Consider the following 18,003-nt stretch of genomic DNA (forward strand, 5'->3'; position numbering starts at 1 on the left):
TTCCCGCCCGCGTAGCGAGCCCTAGGAGGGCACCCATGCCCCCTTCGATGCCTTGCGCCGCGGTGTTCGTCCGGAGCGGCGCCCCGGAGGAACCATGTTCGATTGGCTGATCGTGGGCGCTGGGTTCGCAGGCAGCGTTCTGGCGGAGCGGCTCGCGCGCGGCTCGGGCAAGCGGGTCCTCCTCCTCGACAAGCGCCGGCACATCGGCGGCAACGCGTACGACCATTACGACGACGAGGGCCTGCTCGTCCCCAAGTACGGGCCGCACATCTTCCACACGAGCTCGAAGGAGGTCTTCGAGTACCTCTCGCATTTCACCACGTGGCGGCCGTACCAGCACCGGGTGCTCGCGTCCGTGGACGGGCAGCTCGTCCCGATCCCGATCAACCTCGATACCATCAATCGCCTGTACAACCTCCGCCTGACGTCGTTCGAGCTCGAAGCGTTCTTCGCCGCGCGGGCCGAGAAGGCCCCGCGCGTGCGGACGAGCGAGGACGTCATCGTCGGCAAGGTCGGGCGCGAGCTTTACGAGAAGTTCTTCCGGAACTACACGCGCAAGCAATGGGGCCTCGATCCCTCCGAGCTCGACGCCTCGGTGACCGCGCACATCCCGGTCCGGACGAGCCGCGACGATCGGTATTTCACGGACACGTTCCAGGCGATGCCGCTCCGCGGCTACACGCGGATGTTCGAGCGCATGCTCGACCACCCGAAGATCAAGGTCATGCTCGGCGTGGATTTTCACGAGGTGAAGGAATCGATCCCGCACGCTCAGGTCATCTACACGGGGCCGATCGACGCGTATTTCGAGGATTGTTACGGCAAGCTCCCGTACCGCTCGCTCGAGTTCCGGTTCGAGACGAAGAACACACAGGTCTTCCAGCCGGCGCCCGTCGTGAACCACCCGAACGAGCACCCGTACACGCGCGTGACCGAATGCAAGTACCTGACGGGGCAGGAGCACCCGAAGACGACGCTCGTCTATGAATATCCGCGCGCCGAGGGCGAGCCGTACTATCCGATCCCGCGGCCCGAGAACGCGGAGCTCTACCGGAAATACGAGGCGCTCGCGGCGGCCACGCCCGGCGTCCATTTCGTCGGCCGGCTCGCGACGTACCGGTATTCCAACATGGATCAGGTGGTCGCGCAGGCGCTCGAGCTCTACGCGAAGCTCACCGGCCTGCCGCGTGAGCGGACGCCCCTCGCGGCGTAGGCATCTCTGGCATTCCGGGAATCTGCGGCTGCGCCGGACCGTGCGTTCGACGCTCCCTGCCTCGATATCACTCCATCACGAAAGTTCCTTTTATTTCCGAGGATCGAAAGCCTCGCGCCCTGACGAACGAGCTTGCTCGTCGTCGAAGTCGTGCTGATGATATGGACGGACTCAGCCATGGCACGACGAAATTCTCTGCGAGGGCTCACGGGACAGGTGTCTCGCCGCGCGGCGCTGAAAGGGCTCGGGGCAGGCATCGGCGCCGCGGCGCTCGGGAGCGGGTGCGCGGCGGGGCCCGATCGTTGCGAGGCCGGACCCGCGGCGCCGGCCGTGGGCCCCGATTTCGACGCGAGCGGCGCGCCCACGCCGAGGCGATTGCTCGCCGGGATCGACACGTTCGTGGTCGTCATGATGGAGAACCGCTCCTTCGACCACTTCTTCGGGGCGCTCGCGTTCGACCCCGATTACCCCGCGCGGCAAGCCATCGACGGGCTCGCCGGTGGCGAGACGAACGCGGACGACGACGGCACCACCATGGCCATGCACTGGGCGGCGGCCCCGTGCGCGCACCACGGCCCGCTGCACACCTGGGACGCGGCGCACGTGGCCTTCGCCGGAGGGCGAAACGACGGGTTTTTGCGGGCGAACACGGGGGCCCGGTGGCGGCAACGCGACGCGATGACGTACCACGATCGGAGCCAGATTCCGCTCTTTTATGCGCTGGCCGATCAATACGTGGTCTGCGATCGGTGGTTTGCATCCGTGCTCGGGCCGACCTGGCCGAATCGGTTTTTCCTGCACGCCGCGACGTCGCAGGGCATCACGACGAACGATCCGATCACGGACGGGCCGGCGACGTTATGGGAAAAGCTCGGCAAGGGCTGCTGGTCCGCGAAGGCATACACCGCTGGGCCCGCGCACTGGTATCACGCGGCCTTCCGGGGGCGCCCGCTCGGGGGCAATGAGCCGATGGTCAGCACGCGGATCGAGACCTTCTTCCACGACGCCCGCACCGGCAACCTGCCCAACTTTTCCCTCATCGATCCCGATTTCTGGTCCTCCGACCTCCACCCGCCGCACAGCCTGGCCCTCGGCGAGGCCCTGGTCGGTAGCATCGTGCGGTCGATGCAGGAGAGCCCGCAATGGGGGCGTTCGCTGCTGATCATCACGTTCGACGAATACGGCGGGTTCTTCGACCACGTGCCCCCGCCGACCACGGAGGACCCGCGCCCGGCGTTCCGCCAGCTCGGCTTCCGCGTCCCCTCGTTGGTGATCGGCCCGTCCGTGCGCGCGGGGAAGGTCGTCTCCACGCCCTTCGAGCACGTCTCGATCGCGGCCACGCTGGCCACGCGGTTCGGCATCGAGAGCCTCGGGCCTCGCATGGATGCGGCGGAAGATCTCGCGTCGTGCATCGACCCTGCGCGGGCGGGTTTGCGCCCGGGGCGCGTGGGCAGGCTGCCCCGCATCGAGATCGACCGGCGGCGCGTGGAGGAGGTGAGCTTCCGTTTTACGAGCCAACCGGGGATCGAAGCGGCGCTCCGCGCGGGCGTCATTCCGCAGGATCGAATCGACACGCGCTCGCACGAGGAGCGTCTCCGCTCGCTCCTGCGCCACGCCGAGGAGCTCGAGGTCGCGAGGGTCCGCGGATGAGGCAAACACGCTTGCATGCGGCCGCCCTCGTGGTCGCCCTCGCCGCGGGGGCGACGCGGGCCGAGGCTGCCGAGGAAACGGGCGCGCCCGAGGTCGAGCGGTCGTGGATGCTCCCGCCGCTCGCGCGGAACATGGTCCGCGTGCAGGGCACCGTGCGCCCGTTCTTCAACATGATCGGGCCGGGCGGGGGCGCGATCGGGGATCTCTCGGTCGAGTATTATTTCCAGCGGCCCTTCAAGCTCGGCTTCGAGCTCTCTCCGTTCGCGTTCGTCCTCGTCCCCGAAGGGCCGGGCACCATCGTGCATGCCCGGCTGCGCGGGGCGTTCGCCTCCGATTACGTCGAGGTCGGCCTCGGCATCGGAGGGCGAATGCAATATTTTGGTCCGAGTGGCCTCTCCGTGGCCCCGGCGGTGCGGCTCGGCAGCCTGGATGGCGCGCATTTGCGGGCGGAGCTCGGGTATTCGCTGATCCGGAACTATTACACGCAGCAGGCGCAGTTCGCGCTCTCGCACGTGACCGGCGGGCTCGACGTGCCGGTGACGCGACGATTGGCCATCACCCTGGACGGCGGATACGGCCTCGATTTATGGGCCTATGCGACCCTCGGCGTTCGGCACTGGATCCACGGGCACGGCGAGCCGGGCTCGCTCGCGATTGGCGCATCGGCCGGCGCCGCGTGGGTGGTGGATCGGTTTCCCTGCCAGTATGGTGACATCGACCCATGCCGCGGAGCCGCTTGGGGGCTCGGGCCGACGATTGCCGTCCGGGTCGATCGACGCTTTTGAAGAAGTCTTGCGGGGGGTGTGGGGGGACGAGCCCCCACGTTGACCGAGAACCGTCAATACATGGGCGTGCCGCCGCTGCCGCCCTGGCCCGTCGGGCAGGACAACGAGCCGACGATGTAGCAGCCATGGGTCGGGACGTCGCAGCAGTTGGCGCCGCCTTGCGGGGCTGCGGGACAGCTATTCTGGCAGTCCGCGTCGGAGTTGCACTGGTCCACGCAGACCGCGCCCCCGCCGCTGCTGCTGCTGCTGCTGGAACTCGACGCCGTGCTCCCGCCGCCGCCGCCGGTTCCGACATCACCGCCGGCCCCGCCGCCGCCGGTTCCGACGTCACCGCCGGAGCCGCCGTCGCCGCCGGAAGGCTGGTTGCCGAACTCCGGCCGCTCGGAGGTGGCGCAAGCGGAGAAGCTCACTGCGAAGAGACCAAGGACCAACCAGGTGACGCTAGCGTATTTCACGAGTTTGTGGTCTGAGAGTACCCGAATGCCGCGCTCTCCACAACTCTCTCCTTGTGGCTCTCGACAATGACGAACGACGCGGCCCCTCGTTCTTCCCGCGCGCCGCAACCCCGCGCGACAATTGCAGCGTTGTCAGAAGTCATGCAACGTCGACGCACTTGGCTCGGGCTCGGGCTCATTTTGCTGCTCGGCGTCATCGTCTACCTCCCCGCGATCCGCACGCCTTTCCTGCTCGACGATTACCTCCAGGCCTCGATGATCGAGGGGACGTTCCCCGGCAAGCGGGGCCCGTTCGACCTGTACGACTTCATCAACGACACCGATCGCGCGGCCCTCACCGCGCGCGGCATGCTCCCCTGGTGGGCGCACCCCGAGCTTCAGATCCGCTTCTTCCGCCCGCTCGCGAGCGCGCTTCACTACTTTGAACACCAAGCGTTTCGCGGCGCGCCGCTCCTGATGCACCTGCACTCGTTCGCCTGGTGGGCGGCGATGGTGCTCGGCGCGCGCGCCCTCTTCCGGCGCGCGCTTTCGGGGCGGGCCGCGGCGATCGCGACGGCCGTGTTCGCGCTCGCGCCCGCCCACGCGATTCCACTGGCCTGGCTCGCCAACCGCGAGGCGCTTCTCTCGCTCACGTGCGGGATCACGGCCCTCGCCGCGCACGCGCGTTTTCGCGAGGAACGAAGGGTGCGGGATGCCGCGCTCGCGACGCTGCTCTTCACGCTGGCGCTCCTCTCCGGCGAGTACGCCGTGTGCTTCGGCGGTTACGTGCTCGCCCTGGAAATCGTGGGCAAACGCGAGAGCCTGCTCCGGCGCGCCGCGTTCGTCTCGACGTTCGTGTGGCCCACGGCCGTGTACCTCTACGTGCGTCACCGGGGCGGGTATGGCTCGTTCGGCTCGGGCTTCTACACGGATCCGTTCCGCGAGACGGGCTTGTTTTTGCGCGCCGTGCCGCAGAGGTTCGCCACGCTCCTCGCGGATGGTTGGCTCGCGCTCGACGACGAGATCTTGTTGCCCAACACCACCCCGCTCGTGCTGCCCGTGCTTGTCGTGATCGGCACCGCGGCCTTGCTCTACGTGCCGCTGCGGCGCGCGTACGCGGCGCAGGACGAGGCGCGCCGCCCGCAGATCGCGTGGCTCCTCCTCGGTTCGGTGCTCGCGCTCGTGCCGGTGCTTCCCGTGGTGCCCTCGCCGCGCGTGCTCGGCGCGAGCTTGCTCGGCATCGCGCCGGCGGTCGGCATGCTGCTCGAATACGCGTGGTTCTCCCCCGCGAGCGAGGAGGCGGCGCGCGGGCCGAGGAGCGCAGCGGCGCAGCTCACGGGGCTCGCCGCGGTGGCGCTCGGCTTCGCGCACCTCGTGCACGGGCCCGGGACCGCGTGGCTCATGGCGCGGAGGCAGCAGCGATCCGCCGATGATTTCACGAAGCACTCGGCCGAGCTGCGCGGGCAGATCGAGGCGCCGGAGGACGCCGAGGTGGTCGTGATCCGCTGCATGGCGAGCGCGTTTTTCCTGCCGTTCGCGCTCGACGATCGGGGCCGCTTGCCCGCGCGCTGGCGGATCCTCGCGCAGACGGGGCACGCGCTCGTGCTGCGGCGCGACGCGCGCACGCTCGACATCCGCGTGCCCCCGGAGCACAGCCTCTTCCCGATGGGCCCGGGCGCGCTCTTCCGCAGCCAAGACGCCCCGCTCAAGCCGGGCGAGGTCTTCACCGTGCCCGGCGTCCGCGTGACGGTCCTCGACGTCGGCCCGCGCGGCCCGCGCTCGGCGCGCTTCGAGCTCGATCGTGATCTCGATTCGCCGTCGCTCTCGTGGATCACCGAGGGCCGGAAGGGTTTCTCCTTCGCGGAGCTGCCGCCGCGCGGATTCGGAAAGCCCTTTGATCCCTAGCCCGCGAAGCGCTCCCGGAGGCGGAGCGAGGGTTTTTCGATGAGCACGTGCATCGCGTAGCCGATGAGGAACGAGATCAGCATCGTCGCGGCGAGGGACGCGGGCCAGACGAGGAGGAGCGAGACGCGCTTCGCGTGGAGGGCCTTCGCGGCGGGCAGGACGACGTGGTCGATGATCGGGATGTGCACGAGGTAGACGCCGTAGCCGAGCGTCGCGGCTCGGCGGAAGAAGGGCGCCGAGAGGCCGCGGTGGATCCAGCCGTCACCGTGGAGCAGGAGCGGCAGGGCGCAGAGGTACATGAGGCTCGTCACGGTGCCCCAGGCGAAGACATGCACGAGCTGGACGTGCTCTTCGCCGAACATCGCGGGGTTCAAGAGGAGCCAGAGGCACGTGAGCGCCGGGATCGCGAGGAGGGCGCGGTGGAAGGGCCGCGCGAGGAAGCGGCCCACGGCCTCGCCGTGGCGCTGGTGGAGGAAGGCGAGCAGGATCCCCGCGACGAGCGTGTCGAAGCGCGTGTGCGTGCGGAAGTAGAGCGCGCCGTAGAGGATGAAATCATTCCATGGGCGGTAACGGAAGTAGATGACGAGCCGCACGACGAGCGCCGCGAAGAAGAGCGCGCCGAGGAGCCAGAAGCGCGCGCGCTCGCTTCGCAGGCGGTGGAGCACGAAAAAGAGGAGCGGGACCGTCAGGTAAAACTGCTCTTCGAGCGAGAGCGACCAGCCCCAGAACATGATGATGTCGGGGCGGTGCAAGGAGACGAAGTTCGTGAGGTACGTGTACTCGTAGGGCAGGTGCGCGCGTTGCGTCGCCGTGAGCGGGAGCGCGAGCGCGAGGGTCGTGAGCACGACGTAGTACGAGGGGAACGTGCGCAGGACGCGGCGTAGATAGAAGCGGCGCAGGTCCTGGGTGCCGTTCTTCTGGAGGGAGCGGAGCAGGATCGAGCCGATGAGGAAGCCGCTCAGGAGGAAGAAGAGATCCATCCCGAAGAAGATCGAGAGGGATCGGTCGACGAAGCCGCGATCGAGGGGGATGCCCTGCTCGCCCCAGAAGATCCACGTGACGTGGTACTGGACGACGGTGACGATCGCGAGGACGCGCAGGCCGTGGAGCGCGGGGTAACGGTTGTCGAGGAGATCGAGGCCAAAGAAGGCGCGGAGCCCGGAGGGTTTCGCGGGCGCGCCGAGGGCTTGGGCAGGCGCGGACATCGAGGGGCGATGGCGAGCGAGGAGAGGCTCACTCCTCCGGCTTCACGCCGCACATCGCCGCGACGCGGTTCACCTGGGCCTTGAACTCCTCGCCCGCGGGGTCGACCTTCTTCGACTCGTTGAGCAGGGTCGCGAACCGACGCATGGGCGGGATGCCCTCCTTGAGCGCGCCGAGCATGGTCGTGAGGCTCGACTTCACCTTCGCGTCCTTGACCTGGAGCTTCTCCATCGCCGCGATGAACTTCTCGATCGCGGCCGCGTGCTCGGCGAACTTCTCGCCCTCGATGCGGGGGACCTTCTGGAGCTCGACGCCGAGGGCATCACACTCGGCCTTCGGCCCGTTGTTGCACGTCGTGTCGAACGCGTTCGCCGTGGACGTGACCTTCTTCTCCCACGCGCTGAGCTGGCCCTGGATCTGCTCCATCTCGTCGACGATCGGGCCCATCGACTTGAGCTGGTTGCCAAAGCTCTCGGCCTGGGCTGCGAGCTCGGCGACGGCCTTCTTGAAGTCGGGCGTCTCGATGGGCTCTTTTTTGAGCGCGTCGGAGAGGCGGAGGAACGCGCCCGTGAGCGAGCGCATTTCATCGGCCGGGCCCTTGCCTTTAGGCCGATCTTCGAGGGCCACGAGGTGCTTGCCGATCGCCTCGCACTCGGGCGGCCGGGGCTGGCCATCGCCGCTGCCCTCGCTCGTGTTCGCGTCCGCGGACGTCTTCGGTTCCTGGGCGGCGGCGCCGCCGCAGGCGACGACGAGGAAGAAAAAGGGGGCGAGGAGGGCCGAGCGCGTTCGCATCGCGCGGGGATATCCTAGCCCCGGGGCGCGGTCAACCACGGGAGCGGGCGGGCGTCGGCGGGAAAACCGATCGTCATCGCGGGGGATCCGGGAAAAGCGGCAGCTCCGCGCGGCGGGAGGGGCGCCGCGCGGAGCTGCGAAGGCGCATCGGCCTCAGGGCGCCGTATAGGTCACGGAGAGCTGATACTGGCCCCAGTTGTATCCATACACGGCGACGAACGCCTGGGATTGTCCGGCAGGAACGGTCAGGCTGCAGGCTTCGTTCGGGCCGGTCTTGTACGGGCGGCAATTCCATTTCGAGGCCGTGGGCTGCGCGCCGAACCGCACATAAAGATCGGGGTCGCCCTTTCCGGTCATCGTGACCTGGAACGTCGTCCCGGCGGCCACGGAAAGCGGGGCGAGCTGCACGAGCTGCGTCTTGCTCACGGTGCCGCTGAAGCTCTGCGTGGTCGGCGAACCGCCCGGCGCCGGAGGATTGCCGGGGTCGCCGGGGCCGGGATCGCCCGGGTTCGGGGCCGGGGGGGCGCCGCCGGGCGCGCCATAGACCAGAACGGCGCCTTGCTTGTCCTTCTCGGTCAGGCTCAACGTCTTGTCGCCCGTCCCATTGCATTGCGGGTAATGCATGACCGACTTGGAGTCGTAGGACGTGAGCTCACGCCACTGGTTGTCCTCGAAGCACGTGCCGGCCTCGGGGCGGGTGTGCTCGTGGCGGAAGCCGAGGGTGTGGCCGAGTTCGTGCCGCAGAATGCCTGTGAGCGTGGTCGGCCCGTTGTTGCCGAACGCGCTGGTGTCGACGAGCACGTTGCGGCTGCTGCGGGAGTCGCCGGGGAAAAACGCGCGCGCGAGGTACTGGCCGCCCGAATTCGTGGGACGCACGTCGAAGAGGACATTGCTGTTCTGCGCGGTGCAGCTCCCATCCTGGGCGGACACGTGCTGGTATTTCACGTTCGTCACGGCCTCCCAGGCGGCCGTCGCGTCCTTCATGGCCTGGACCGCCGCGTCGTAGCGGTTGCCGAAGGTCGTGCTCACGCAGTACGTGAGGTTGAGCTTCTGGGTGTCGTTCCACTTTGCATCCTGGCCGCCCGCGCGGTGGATGATGAGCGCCCCGTGGCGGACGTACGTCTCGTAAAACTCCTCCAGCTTCTTGATGTCGTCGATGGGCGTGTCGCCGTCGACGATGTAGATGCCCGTGTCAGGCTCACGATACGTAACGGCCTCGAATTCTTCGAAGCTCGCGTACGTGTCGGCCACGGCCTCGTCGCCGCTCGGCGTTCCCGCACACCCGGCGCCGAGCGCGCCGGAGACGAGGACGAAAGCAACCACGGATCGGCCCGCAAGGCCGAAGTTCTTCGTACCAGCGCTCATCGTATTTTCTCCATGGCCCCGGCACCCACGGTGGAGCCATCGGGACATTGAATGTGGATGACGCAAGGAAGCAGGGCGCGAGCAGGCACGTCAATGCAAGCGCACGATTTCACCGGTCCGGGTGCCGACGCCAACGAAGTTCCATTGGGCACCCCAGGGTTCGTCGAAATCGGGTAGAACCGTGAAAAGCACGTATAAAGAAGAAGTGTAGTTGTCCGGTCCACGCCCGGGTGGCGTAGGCTCCTGGTGTGCTGCGCGTCCTGACAAACCCGTGGGCGGAATGAAACGTTGCATTGGTCGCGGGGCTCCGCCCGATGCAATCGTGGGGGGGCCGGGCGCCTCTCGGATGCGCGGATCGCGACGGCGGCCTTGCGGGGGCCGCGGAGGGAGGGTAGGGAAGGGCGCATGAAGCCCTGGTCCGTGATGCAGAGCCGCCCGATCGTCGCGCGTCGATGGTTGACCGTCCACGAGCAGCGCATCGCATTGCCGCACGGCGGCGAGATCGACGAGTTCCACGTGATCGAGGCGCCCGACTGGGCCTCGGTGCTGGCGGTGACGGAGGAGGGGCAGGTGGTGTTCGTCGATCAGTACCGGCACGGCGCGGCGCGCGTGAGCCGGGAGCTGCCGGCAGGCGTGATCGACGCAGGCGAGACGCCCGAGCAGGCGGCGCGGCGCGAACTCGAGGAGGAGACGGGGTTCGTCGCGGCGACCTGGCTGCCGCTCCTGACCACGAACACGGAGCCGAGCCGGCACACGAACCGCGCCCATTTTTTTTTCGCCGCGGGCGCGCGCCGGGCCTCGGAGCAGCGGATGGATCCCACGGAGAACATTCACGTGGCGCTGATGGAGCCGAAAGAAATCGTGCCTGCAATCGAGCGCGGGCAGATCCTCCACGGCGTGCACGTGGGCGCGATCCTGCTCGCGGTGCGGCGGGGGCTCTTGTCGCTCGATTGAGGCGGGGAGAGGGGGCGGCTCACGCGCGGGCGAGCGTGAGCCGTTCGGGGAGGGTCACTTCGCGAGGCAGGCTTCGAACTCGGTCTTGCAGATCATCGCCGGATCCTGGCCCGGGCCGATCTTGAAGAAACAACGCAAGGCGTCGGAGAACTCCCGCGAGACCGCTTCGGCGGAGTTCGTCACGCAGGGCGTCATGGCCTCGAGGCCGCCCCCATTGAGGGCCTGCTGCACGCAGGCGAACGACTCGGCGCACGTCGCCTGGCCATTGCCCACCCACTCGCCGCCGAGGAAGTTCGGCGTGTTGGGAGAGGAGGGCTCGGCGAGGCAGTTCGAGGTGGCCGGATCCGCCGGGTAATACGAGCCGATGAGCATACACATCTCGTCGGTCGATCGCGGTCCCTGGAAGACGTCCTTCGCCTGCGCGTTCGAGTAGTCACACCAGTAATCGAAGCGCTCGCCCGCCTTGACCTGGAGGCCCTCGCCGAAATCCTTGACGGTCACGTTCTCCCATTCGGTGCTCGTGTAGAACGGCTCCGCCTTCCCCTCGATCGACGCGGCATACCCGACGCCGCGCGCGTGCATGTGGGATTGCACGTTCGCGATCGTGATGTCCTTGTGCACGGGGCAACGCATGCGCGCGCGGCCCTCGGCCTGCGCCCCGACGTGGATGAAGGGGTTGTAGAGGAAGAGGATGTCGCCCTCCGTCTTCACCTCGGCCTCGGGGACCGTGTAGAGGTTCACGCGGACCTCGGGCTCGATGGTCTTCATCGAGGCATTGATGTAATGCGCGTTCATGAGGAGCACGGCGCCCGGGCGCACCTTCATGGCCACGCCCTCGGGGAAGCGCAGCATGGACTCGCCGTCGGCGTTCTGCGAGCCGGCGACGAGCTTCTCCACGGCCCAGCCATTCGTGGCGCCGTCGGAGCAGTCGAACACGCCGCTCGTGTCGACCACGGTCCCGTCCTCTTTCTGGGTCGGGATCTCTTCGTAGCTCGTCTGGTAGAGCAGGAAGTGGTGGCTGCCCTTCGAGTAGCGCACCTCGTCGCGGCTGACGAAGAGCCCTTCGGCGGGCGCCTGCACGAACATGCAATGCTCGCCCTCGGTGCCGGCGTCGAGCTTCGTGACCATCTTGAACTGCACGCCCTTGCCCGCCTCCGGGGGCGCGAGCAGCTCTTCCTGTCCAGGCTGATCGGGCGTCGCGGGCTCCGTGCCGCCACAGCCCACGAGGGCCGGCAGGGCGAAGGCGAGGGAAGGGATGGCGGTCCTGATTAAGAAGTGGCGAAGATGCATGACCCGTCCTTGGTAATGACCGGTGGTCACCCCGTGTTAGTGACCACCGGTCACAAAGTCAACTCCCGGCAGGTGAAGAATTGTTGCCCGGGTGGGTGTTGCCTTTGGTACCCGGTCGCGGTAAAAAGTTCATCGGTCTCGCAACTTCGTACATGGGTGTGGGGATGGGCGACATGGCGGACCCGACGACGAGCAAGCTCCTCGGTCAGCTCCCTCCGGGGGTGGAGCTTCGTGACATTGGTTTGTCCTTCACGCTGCCCCGCGGCAAGAACCTCAGCCGGACGTGGACCCGCGCGCTCCGGACCGAGCTCGCGAGCCGCGTGCGGCTGCGGATCGCGCAGGATCGGCTGACCTTGCGGTGTGATCCGCCCATCGTCGTCGACGCATTGTGGCCTGCGAAGAACATGCTGTTCGGTGGCGCGGATGTGCACTTTTCGGACGCGCGCGTCGAGGCGTGGGTCTCCTCGATCGACGGTCCGGGCGAGGGGCTCCTGGATTTCACGGGGGAGGCCAAAAAGCAGATCGTGGAGATCTTCGCCGCGGGCCTGCGCGGCACGAAGATGGCGGTCCCCGGCTACGATCCGATGCAGGACGAGACCGCGCTCGCCACGCTCGAGGCCATCGCCGACAATTTCCGGAGCGCGCCTTCGAGCGGGAAGTCGGACGTATCCATTGCGGATCTCGGGGATCCCGCGGTCGAGGCGACGCTCGTGTTGCGCGCGCCCTTCGTGCACGAGCAGAACGGCACGGGGCTCTCGGCGTCGGCCGGCGGGGCGATCCACGTGCAAATCAAGGGGAGCGGGAACGTCGCGACGATCGCCGCCGGTGCGTCGAACGCGGAGCGCGTCCGGGCCGCGAACCTGCAATCGATCACGATCACGAGCGAGGCGCTTTCGGTCGTCCAAAGCGGCAGCCCGCTCGTGGAGCTCGGGTGCATTCGTATCGATCGCGGCGGGGCCGTGACGCTGTCGCAGTTGCGGCTGCGCGGGACGCTGGAGGAGGTCGCAGGGCTCGAATCGCTGGTGCGCGTGGTCGCAGGGGTGGTGCGCTTCGCCGGGGGCGAGGTGGCGCTCGACGCGGGGCTCGCGCTCGCGGTCCAGGATCCTGCGTCCGAGGCCACGCTCGTCCCCGGGCTCGTTCGGGGAAAGATCGAGGAAGTGCTGGCCGAGGGCGTTCGGCGGCTCGTGCACGAGCACGCGGAGGCGATTCCGGGGCTGGATCTGCGCGACGTCCTCGAGGTCTGAGCGCTCGAGAATTTTCGCGCGGGGAGGGGATGGTGTAGGGTCTCGGCGGAATGCAAGCGCGCCGCGCCTCGGCTCTGACGCTCCTCGGGCTCGTGCTCGCGGCGGCGTGGTTTTCGAGCGGCGCGTCGGGGGCGCCCGGCTCCCCGGTCCCTCTCGCGAGCGCCATTCGGAGGCCCATGCCGCCGCCCGTGTCCCTGGAGGCGCCGCCCGCGGCCCGGGCGCCGCGCGCGACTGTCGCTTTCGTGGGCGACGTGTCGATGGCGCTCGGCGTCGGGGTGGTGATCAAGAAAGGTCAGGAGCCGGGGTTTCCCTTTGCGCAGGTGGCCGAGCGGCTGCGGTCGTACGATCTTCTCGTGGGAAACCTCGAATGCGTGGTGACATCGCAGGGCGAGGCCGCGATCCCCGAGCCCTTGGTCGCGCCGCTGGAGACGCCGCGCCTGCTCCTGGATGCAGGCTTCGATATGGTGTCGGTGGCGAACAACCACACGCTGGACATGTCCGAGGCGGGGTATTTCGAGATGCTCGAGCGCCTCGATTCGGCGGGGCTCGGTGCTTTTGGAACGACGCAGGCGAGCCCCGGGCGCGAGGCGTTCGTGGTGCGGGAGGTGTCCGGGATACGAATTGCGCTGATCGGTCACGTGGATCGAGGTCGTGCCCGGTCGCGTCAGGACGTGGCGCGGGCGCGGGAGCGGGCCGATGTCGTGATCGTGTTCGTTCACTGGGGGATCGAATACATGCTCACGCCCACGAAGTATCAGCGCGAGGCGAGCCGCGAGCTCATCGACGCCGGGGCGGACGCGGTCATCGCGGCGCACGCCCACGTGGTGCAGCCGGCGGAGCGGTATCGAGGGCGGCTGATCGCGCACGGGATCGGCAATTTCGTGTTTTCGGGCATGACGCGGACGGGGAGCCACACGGGCACGCTCCTCGCGCTCGACGTGAGCCGGGAGGGGGTGACCGGGCATCGGTTTTTGCGGGTCGCGATTGATGATCGAGGAGCGCCGCGTTTCGTGGGGGAGCCGAGCGAGGAGCCGCCGCTCGATCCGCCCGGTCCGCGGCCGCTGCCGCCGATCGATTGAATGGCGGTATTATCGGCGCCGCCGATGCCGCGCGGCGAACACGAGCACGCCGAAGATTGGCAAGAAAAACGCAGATGCGTCTACGTTTCCCGGCGTGCCCATCGTGCACGCGCCGCTCGGAGGCTTGGCCGGCGTGAGGTCGCCGCCTTCGCCGCCTTCACCCCCCTCGCCCCAGCCGCCTCCACCCGCGCCGCCGGCGCCCGACGTCGAGGAGCTCGCGCCGCCGGGGACGACGGGTTGCGGGTCGTCCACGAGATAAAGCGCGCCACGAATGAAAAGCACGGGCCGCGGGCGGAGGGGCGTTCCCTCGACGAGGGCATTCACCTCGGCCGCGGGGCGCACGGCGGCCGTGCCGAGGTCGAAGCGCCAGGTCGCCGCGGCGCCCGGCGTGACGAGCCGGCGCACGCCGCCGTCCACGAGCCACACCTGCCCCGTGCCGTCGTCGGCCTGGACGAGCTCGGGGTTGTCGGGGATATTCGGGCCGTCGGGGAGGAGGTCGGCGTTGGCCGCGGGCAGGGGCAAGAGGTCCCAAAACGACGAGAATCGCCAGGCGTCGTACGTGGGGGCGCCGTCGATCTTGCGCCGCACGCCGGATTGTGCGGCGGGCGGGCACTGGAGCGTGCGAGGGCTGTTGCCGAGCGCCGGATTGCCCTCGCCGCCGGTGTCGATCCCGTAGGCGTAGACGTCGCGGGCATTGCCGTCGTGCAAAGCGAGCGGCGAGGGGGCGAAGAAGCCGTGCTCGCACGAGCCGATGGCCGCGCAGAGATCGTCGCGGTGGACGTTCGCGCGGACGGCGATGGCAGGCGCGCCCGGAGTGCCCGCCGGACCTCCATAATAGACGTGGACGTCGATGGGCTGGTTCGGGACGTCGGGATCCTGGGCCCAGCCGGCGATGGCGTCGCACCCGGCGTTATCGATGTAACCCGTCGGCTGGACGGCGAACGCCGCCCGCGGGACGAGGAGCGATGACGCGAGGAGCCATGCCGCGGCGGCGAGGGGTCGCAAAATCGAGGAAGGATCGGAAGGCAATGGCACGCGCCTCACACGAGGATGTCGCCGAAGGCTTCGGACGTCTGGCCGCCGTTCCAGCCGAAGCTCGGCGTCTCCAGGCCGACCCCGCGCAGCATGGTGACGTGGGCCTTGCTGTAATTGCCGCCGGGATCGCGGACGTGGACGTTGCGGCGGATCTTCCCATGGGCGCCGCCCGCGAGGACGCAGGGCATTTCGGCGACGCTGTGCTGATAGCCCTCGCCATATTCGGAGAGGCCAAAGACGAGCGCGCGATCGAGCAGCGTGCCGCCCGTCGGCTCAACGACGGCCTGCAGCCGGCCGAGGAACGCCGCAAAGGCCTGCATTTGATAGAGGATACCCGCGCGGGCGTGCTCCCAGGCGCCCTCGTGGACGGTGGTATGAAAATCGTTGGGCACGCCGAGGTTCCCGAAGACGTGGGTCGTCGCGGGGGAGCTCAGCATGAACGAGAAGACCCGCGTCATGTTGCACGCGAGCGCCGAGGCGAGCAGCGAGCCCATGATGTCGGTCTTCGCGACGAGCTCGTCGTTCGGCGCGGGTTTGCCCGGGGGCGCGCACGACTCGCCCGAGAATTCGAGGCGGTTCTTGACGGTGTGGAGGTGTTCGAGGTGCGCCTCGATGCGCTGCTTGTCCGCCGCGCCGACGCGGCCCGAGAGGCTCTTCGCGTCCTCCAGGACCGCGTCGAGCAGGAGCGCCCGGCGCTTCATGCCGGCCGTGTCCGCCGCGACGCCGAACAGGAGATCGTAAAGCTGCCCCGGATCGAGGATCGGCGGGTTCAGGTCGTCCGGGCCATTGTACGAGATCGCGTTCCAGTGTCCGTAATCGTGGAAGCGCGCGGTGCTCGCGCCGAGGACGAGGGAGCGGAAGCGCGGGATTTCCGGGCCGTAGAAATTCGGGTGTTTCGCGACGTACTGGTCGAGCGTCGGGCGCAGCGCGGTGAGCGTGTGCGAGGGGTGATCGAATCCCTCGGGGCGAATGCGATCGCCGGTCATCGAGACCATGAAGCCACGCATGTGCCCGTCACTCTGGCCCGCCGGGAGATCCGGCACTTCGGTGTGCGGGGTCAAGCCCGTCACGAGGCTCGGTTGGTAGGGCGCGAGCGGCGCGAGCAGCTCGCTCGGCGTATAGTCCTTGCCGGTCGTGGCGGGCGTCCAGAGATCGGGGTGGCCGGCCTGGGGCGCGCCGTGGCCATCGTGCCAGGGCAAACCGCCGCCCCAGAAAAAGATGCCGAAGATCGGCCCGGTGGACGCGGCCTCGGCGCCGCGGGCACCGAGCATTGCTTCGAGCGTGGGCAAAGCGAGGGCGACGGCCGTGCCGCCCACGGCGCCCCGGAGGAAGGTTCGTCGGGACAGGGGCGTGGTCTTCACGGGCTCTCCTCTTCGCCGATGTAACGGAAGGCGTCGTGCGTGACGAGCTCGATCAAGAGGGTGCGGAAATCGAAGGAGGCGCCGGCGAAGCGCGAGGCGAGGTCTTCGAGCGCGAGCCGCTCGCCCTTCGTCTCGACGCGCCCCTGCGCGTGGCGATAAAGCTGCTGGACCATGCAGCGGCCGACGCGCGGCTCGGTTTCGAGAACCGTGGCGAGATCGCGCGCATTCGCGAGGGGTTTGCCGTCGAGGTCGCCGGATGAATCGATGGGCACGTCGTCCGCGAAGACGGTGCGGTAATACCCCGACGAGTCGAAATGCTCGAAGAGGAAGCCGGGCGAGTCCATGAAGTTGTGGCACGCGGCGCAGGCGGGGTTCGTGCGGTGCGCCTCCATTTGCTCGCGCACCGTTTTGGGGTCGCCCATCGGCGGATCGAGGGTCGTGTCGACGCCCGGGGGCGGGGCCGGGACCTCCAGGCAAAGGACACGCTCGCGGACGTATTTGCCGCGCGCCGTGGGTGAGGTGCGGGTCTCGTGGGCATTCATGGTGAGGAACGCGCCGAGCGTGAGCAGGCCAGCGCGCGGGCCGTCCGCGGGCAGCTCCACCGGGACGAACGTGTCCGTCGTCGCGCCGGGCGCCTCGATGCCATACAGCGCCGCGAGGTCCGCATTCACGAACGTCTTGCGGGTGCTGAAGATGCTGCGCGCGTCGCCGCGGCTCCCGAAGACGACGTCGTCGACGAGGAGCTCGACCTCGCGGCGCATGGCCTCCTTGAGGGTGGGCGTGAAATACGGATACGCGGCCGGGTCGCGCTGGACGCCGTCGAGGCGGCCGAGGTCGAGGTATTGCCGGAAAAACGCCTGCATGGCCGAGCGCGCGCGCGGGTCGTCGAGCAGGCGCTCGGCCGCCGCGGCGACGCCCTCGGGTTTGTCGAGGTCACCTTGTTCGGCGGCGTCGAGGAGCGCGTCGTCCGGGCCCTGGTTCCAGAGGAGGAACGAGAGGCGCGTGGCCATTTCGTATCCCGTGAGCTTGCGCCGGCCGGGGGCCGCGTCGTCGGGGACGCCGACCTCGGCCCGATAAAGGAAATGAGGGGACTGGAGCACGCCCGAGACGGCGAGGCGCAGGCCCTCCCACGCGCTCGGATCCGCGAGGGTCTGCGCGATTCCGACCCAGCGAGTGACCTCCTCGTCCGTGAGCGGGCGGCGGAAGACGCGCCGGCCGAAGCGACGCAGGAAGCTCTCGACGCAGGCGTCGCCGGGCGCGGCGGGCTCGCAGCCGACGAAGGCCGCGCGGCGGGCCGGATCGGCGAACGCGTAACGCGTGATGGCGTCAGCGGACTCCTCGTACTGCTGCACGCCGAACTCGGAGAGCGTCGTGCTCGAAGCGCCGATGTTGTAGAAGAGGAATGGCTTCGTGTCGTCTTCGAGCGGCGCCTTGGGCATGCTCGCGCCGAAGAGCTCGGCGAGCGAGCTCTGGTACTGCGCAGCCGTGAGGCGCGGGAGCGCGGGCGCGGCGAGGACGAGCGACTCCGCTTCGGTCGTGTCTTCGTCCGCGTCGCCGATGACGCCGACGCATGCGGTGAGCGAAGCGCCGAAGACGGCGATTGCGGCTGAAAACCCGAGCCACCGCGCTCGGGAGCGCCCAGGATGCGGACGTCTTTGGACCATGGCCTTACCCACAAGGTACAGCGGAGCCG

The 18,003-nt window shown here is 68.6% G+C and carries 15 protein-coding genes; 7 read left to right on the top strand and 8 right to left on the bottom strand.

Annotated elements, in window-relative coordinates; all coding sequences use genetic code 11:
• The first annotated feature begins 94 nt into the window (after positions 1 to 94).
• From glf to E8A74_RS19665, 3 genes are all read left to right on the top strand, one after another.
• Positions 95 to 1,213 (top strand): UDP-galactopyranose mutase, encoded by a 1,119-nt coding sequence (glf, locus tag E8A74_RS19650; protein WP_136930570.1) that lies wholly within the window; start codon positions 95 to 97, stop codon positions 1,211 to 1,213.
• A 177-nt stretch (positions 1,214 to 1,390) separates the two neighbouring features.
• Positions 1,391 to 2,863 (top strand): alkaline phosphatase family protein, encoded by a 1,473-nt coding sequence (locus tag E8A74_RS19660; RefSeq protein WP_211365399.1) that lies wholly within the window; start codon positions 1,391 to 1,393, stop codon positions 2,861 to 2,863.
• Complete coding sequence (locus tag E8A74_RS19665; RefSeq protein ID WP_136930572.1) at positions 2,860 to 3,648, top strand: hypothetical protein; 789 nt, start codon at positions 2,860 to 2,862, stop codon at positions 3,646 to 3,648. The genes E8A74_RS19660 and E8A74_RS19665 overlap by 4 nt, the downstream gene beginning before the upstream one ends.
• A 53-nt stretch (positions 3,649 to 3,701) precedes the next feature.
• On the opposite strand, the gene E8A74_RS52440 is transcribed toward E8A74_RS19665, so the two are convergent.
• The gene (locus tag E8A74_RS52440; protein ID WP_170229230.1) at positions 3,702 to 4,103 is read right to left on the bottom strand and encodes a hypothetical protein; all 402 of its coding nucleotides are present in this window, start codon (positions 4,101 to 4,103) and stop codon (positions 3,702 to 3,704) included.
• A gap of 141 nt (positions 4,104 to 4,244) precedes the next feature.
• Between E8A74_RS52440 and E8A74_RS19675 the strand changes: the two genes are divergently transcribed.
• Entirely contained in the window at positions 4,245 to 5,987 is a 1,743-nt protein-coding gene (locus E8A74_RS19675) for a hypothetical protein (RefSeq protein ID WP_136930574.1), read from the top strand.
• On the opposite strand, the gene E8A74_RS19680 is transcribed toward E8A74_RS19675, so the two are convergent.
• The 3 genes from E8A74_RS19680 to E8A74_RS19690 all read right to left on the bottom strand — a co-directional run bounded on the left by E8A74_RS19680 (position 5,984) and on the right by E8A74_RS19690 (position 9,347).
• Positions 5,984 to 7,192 (bottom strand): acyltransferase family protein, encoded by a 1,209-nt coding sequence (locus tag E8A74_RS19680; protein ID WP_136930575.1) that lies wholly within the window; start codon positions 7,190 to 7,192, stop codon positions 5,984 to 5,986. The two genes, E8A74_RS19675 and E8A74_RS19680, sit on opposite strands and share 4 nt — an antisense overlap.
• A gap of 28 nt (positions 7,193 to 7,220) precedes the next feature.
• Complete coding sequence (locus E8A74_RS19685; protein ID WP_136930576.1) at positions 7,221 to 7,982, bottom strand: hypothetical protein; 762 nt, start codon at positions 7,980 to 7,982, stop codon at positions 7,221 to 7,223.
• A gap of 153 nt (positions 7,983 to 8,135) precedes the next feature.
• The gene (locus tag E8A74_RS19690) at positions 8,136 to 9,347 is read right to left on the bottom strand and encodes a matrixin family metalloprotease (RefSeq protein WP_136930577.1); all 1,212 of its coding nucleotides are present in this window, start codon (positions 9,345 to 9,347) and stop codon (positions 8,136 to 8,138) included.
• 405 nt (positions 9,348 to 9,752) lie between these two features.
• Between E8A74_RS19690 and E8A74_RS19695 the strand changes: the two genes are divergently transcribed.
• Positions 9,753 to 10,301, top strand: coding sequence for an NUDIX hydrolase (locus tag E8A74_RS19695; protein WP_136930578.1), 549 nt, complete (start codon positions 9,753 to 9,755; stop codon positions 10,299 to 10,301).
• 54 nt (positions 10,302 to 10,355) lie between these two features.
• On the opposite strand, the gene E8A74_RS19700 is transcribed toward E8A74_RS19695, so the two are convergent.
• Entirely contained in the window at positions 10,356 to 11,591 is a 1,236-nt protein-coding gene (locus E8A74_RS19700; RefSeq protein ID WP_136930579.1) for a hypothetical protein, read from the bottom strand.
• 173 nt (positions 11,592 to 11,764) lie between these two features.
• Between E8A74_RS19700 and E8A74_RS19705 the strand changes: the two genes are divergently transcribed.
• Both E8A74_RS19705 and E8A74_RS19710 read left to right on the top strand, forming a co-directional pair.
• Positions 11,765 to 12,835, top strand: a complete 1,071-nt coding sequence (locus tag E8A74_RS19705) for a hypothetical protein (protein ID WP_170229231.1) — start codon at positions 11,765 to 11,767, stop codon at positions 12,833 to 12,835.
• A gap of 50 nt (positions 12,836 to 12,885) precedes the next feature.
• Positions 12,886 to 13,914 carry a CapA family protein gene (locus E8A74_RS19710; protein WP_136930581.1) on the top strand — a complete coding sequence of 343 codons (1,029 nt, stop codon included), beginning with the start codon at positions 12,886 to 12,888 and terminating at the stop codon, positions 13,912 to 13,914.
• A 9-nt stretch (positions 13,915 to 13,923) separates the two neighbouring features.
• Here the strand turns inward: E8A74_RS19710 and E8A74_RS52445 are convergent, their stop codons facing one another.
• Genes E8A74_RS52445 through E8A74_RS19725 form a run of 3 tightly spaced genes read right to left on the bottom strand, consistent with a single transcriptional unit; the run spans position 13,924 to position 17,974 of the window.
• The gene (locus tag E8A74_RS52445) at positions 13,924 to 14,919 is read right to left on the bottom strand and encodes a hypothetical protein (protein ID WP_170229232.1); all 996 of its coding nucleotides are present in this window, start codon (positions 14,917 to 14,919) and stop codon (positions 13,924 to 13,926) included.
• A gap of 35 nt (positions 14,920 to 14,954) precedes the next feature.
• Complete coding sequence (locus E8A74_RS19720; RefSeq protein ID WP_136930583.1) at positions 14,955 to 16,310, bottom strand: DUF1552 domain-containing protein; 1,356 nt, start codon at positions 16,308 to 16,310, stop codon at positions 14,955 to 14,957.
• The gene (locus E8A74_RS19725; RefSeq protein WP_136930584.1) at positions 16,307 to 17,974 is read right to left on the bottom strand and encodes a DUF1592 domain-containing protein; all 1,668 of its coding nucleotides are present in this window, start codon (positions 17,972 to 17,974) and stop codon (positions 16,307 to 16,309) included. Before E8A74_RS19725 ends, E8A74_RS19720 begins: the two co-directional genes overlap by 4 nt.
• Between the last annotated feature and the right edge of the window lie 29 nt (positions 17,975 to 18,003).

It is taken from the genome of Polyangium fumosum (assembly GCF_005144585.1).
Taxonomy (GTDB): domain Bacteria; phylum Myxococcota_A; class Polyangia; order Polyangiales; family Polyangiaceae; genus Polyangium; species Polyangium fumosum.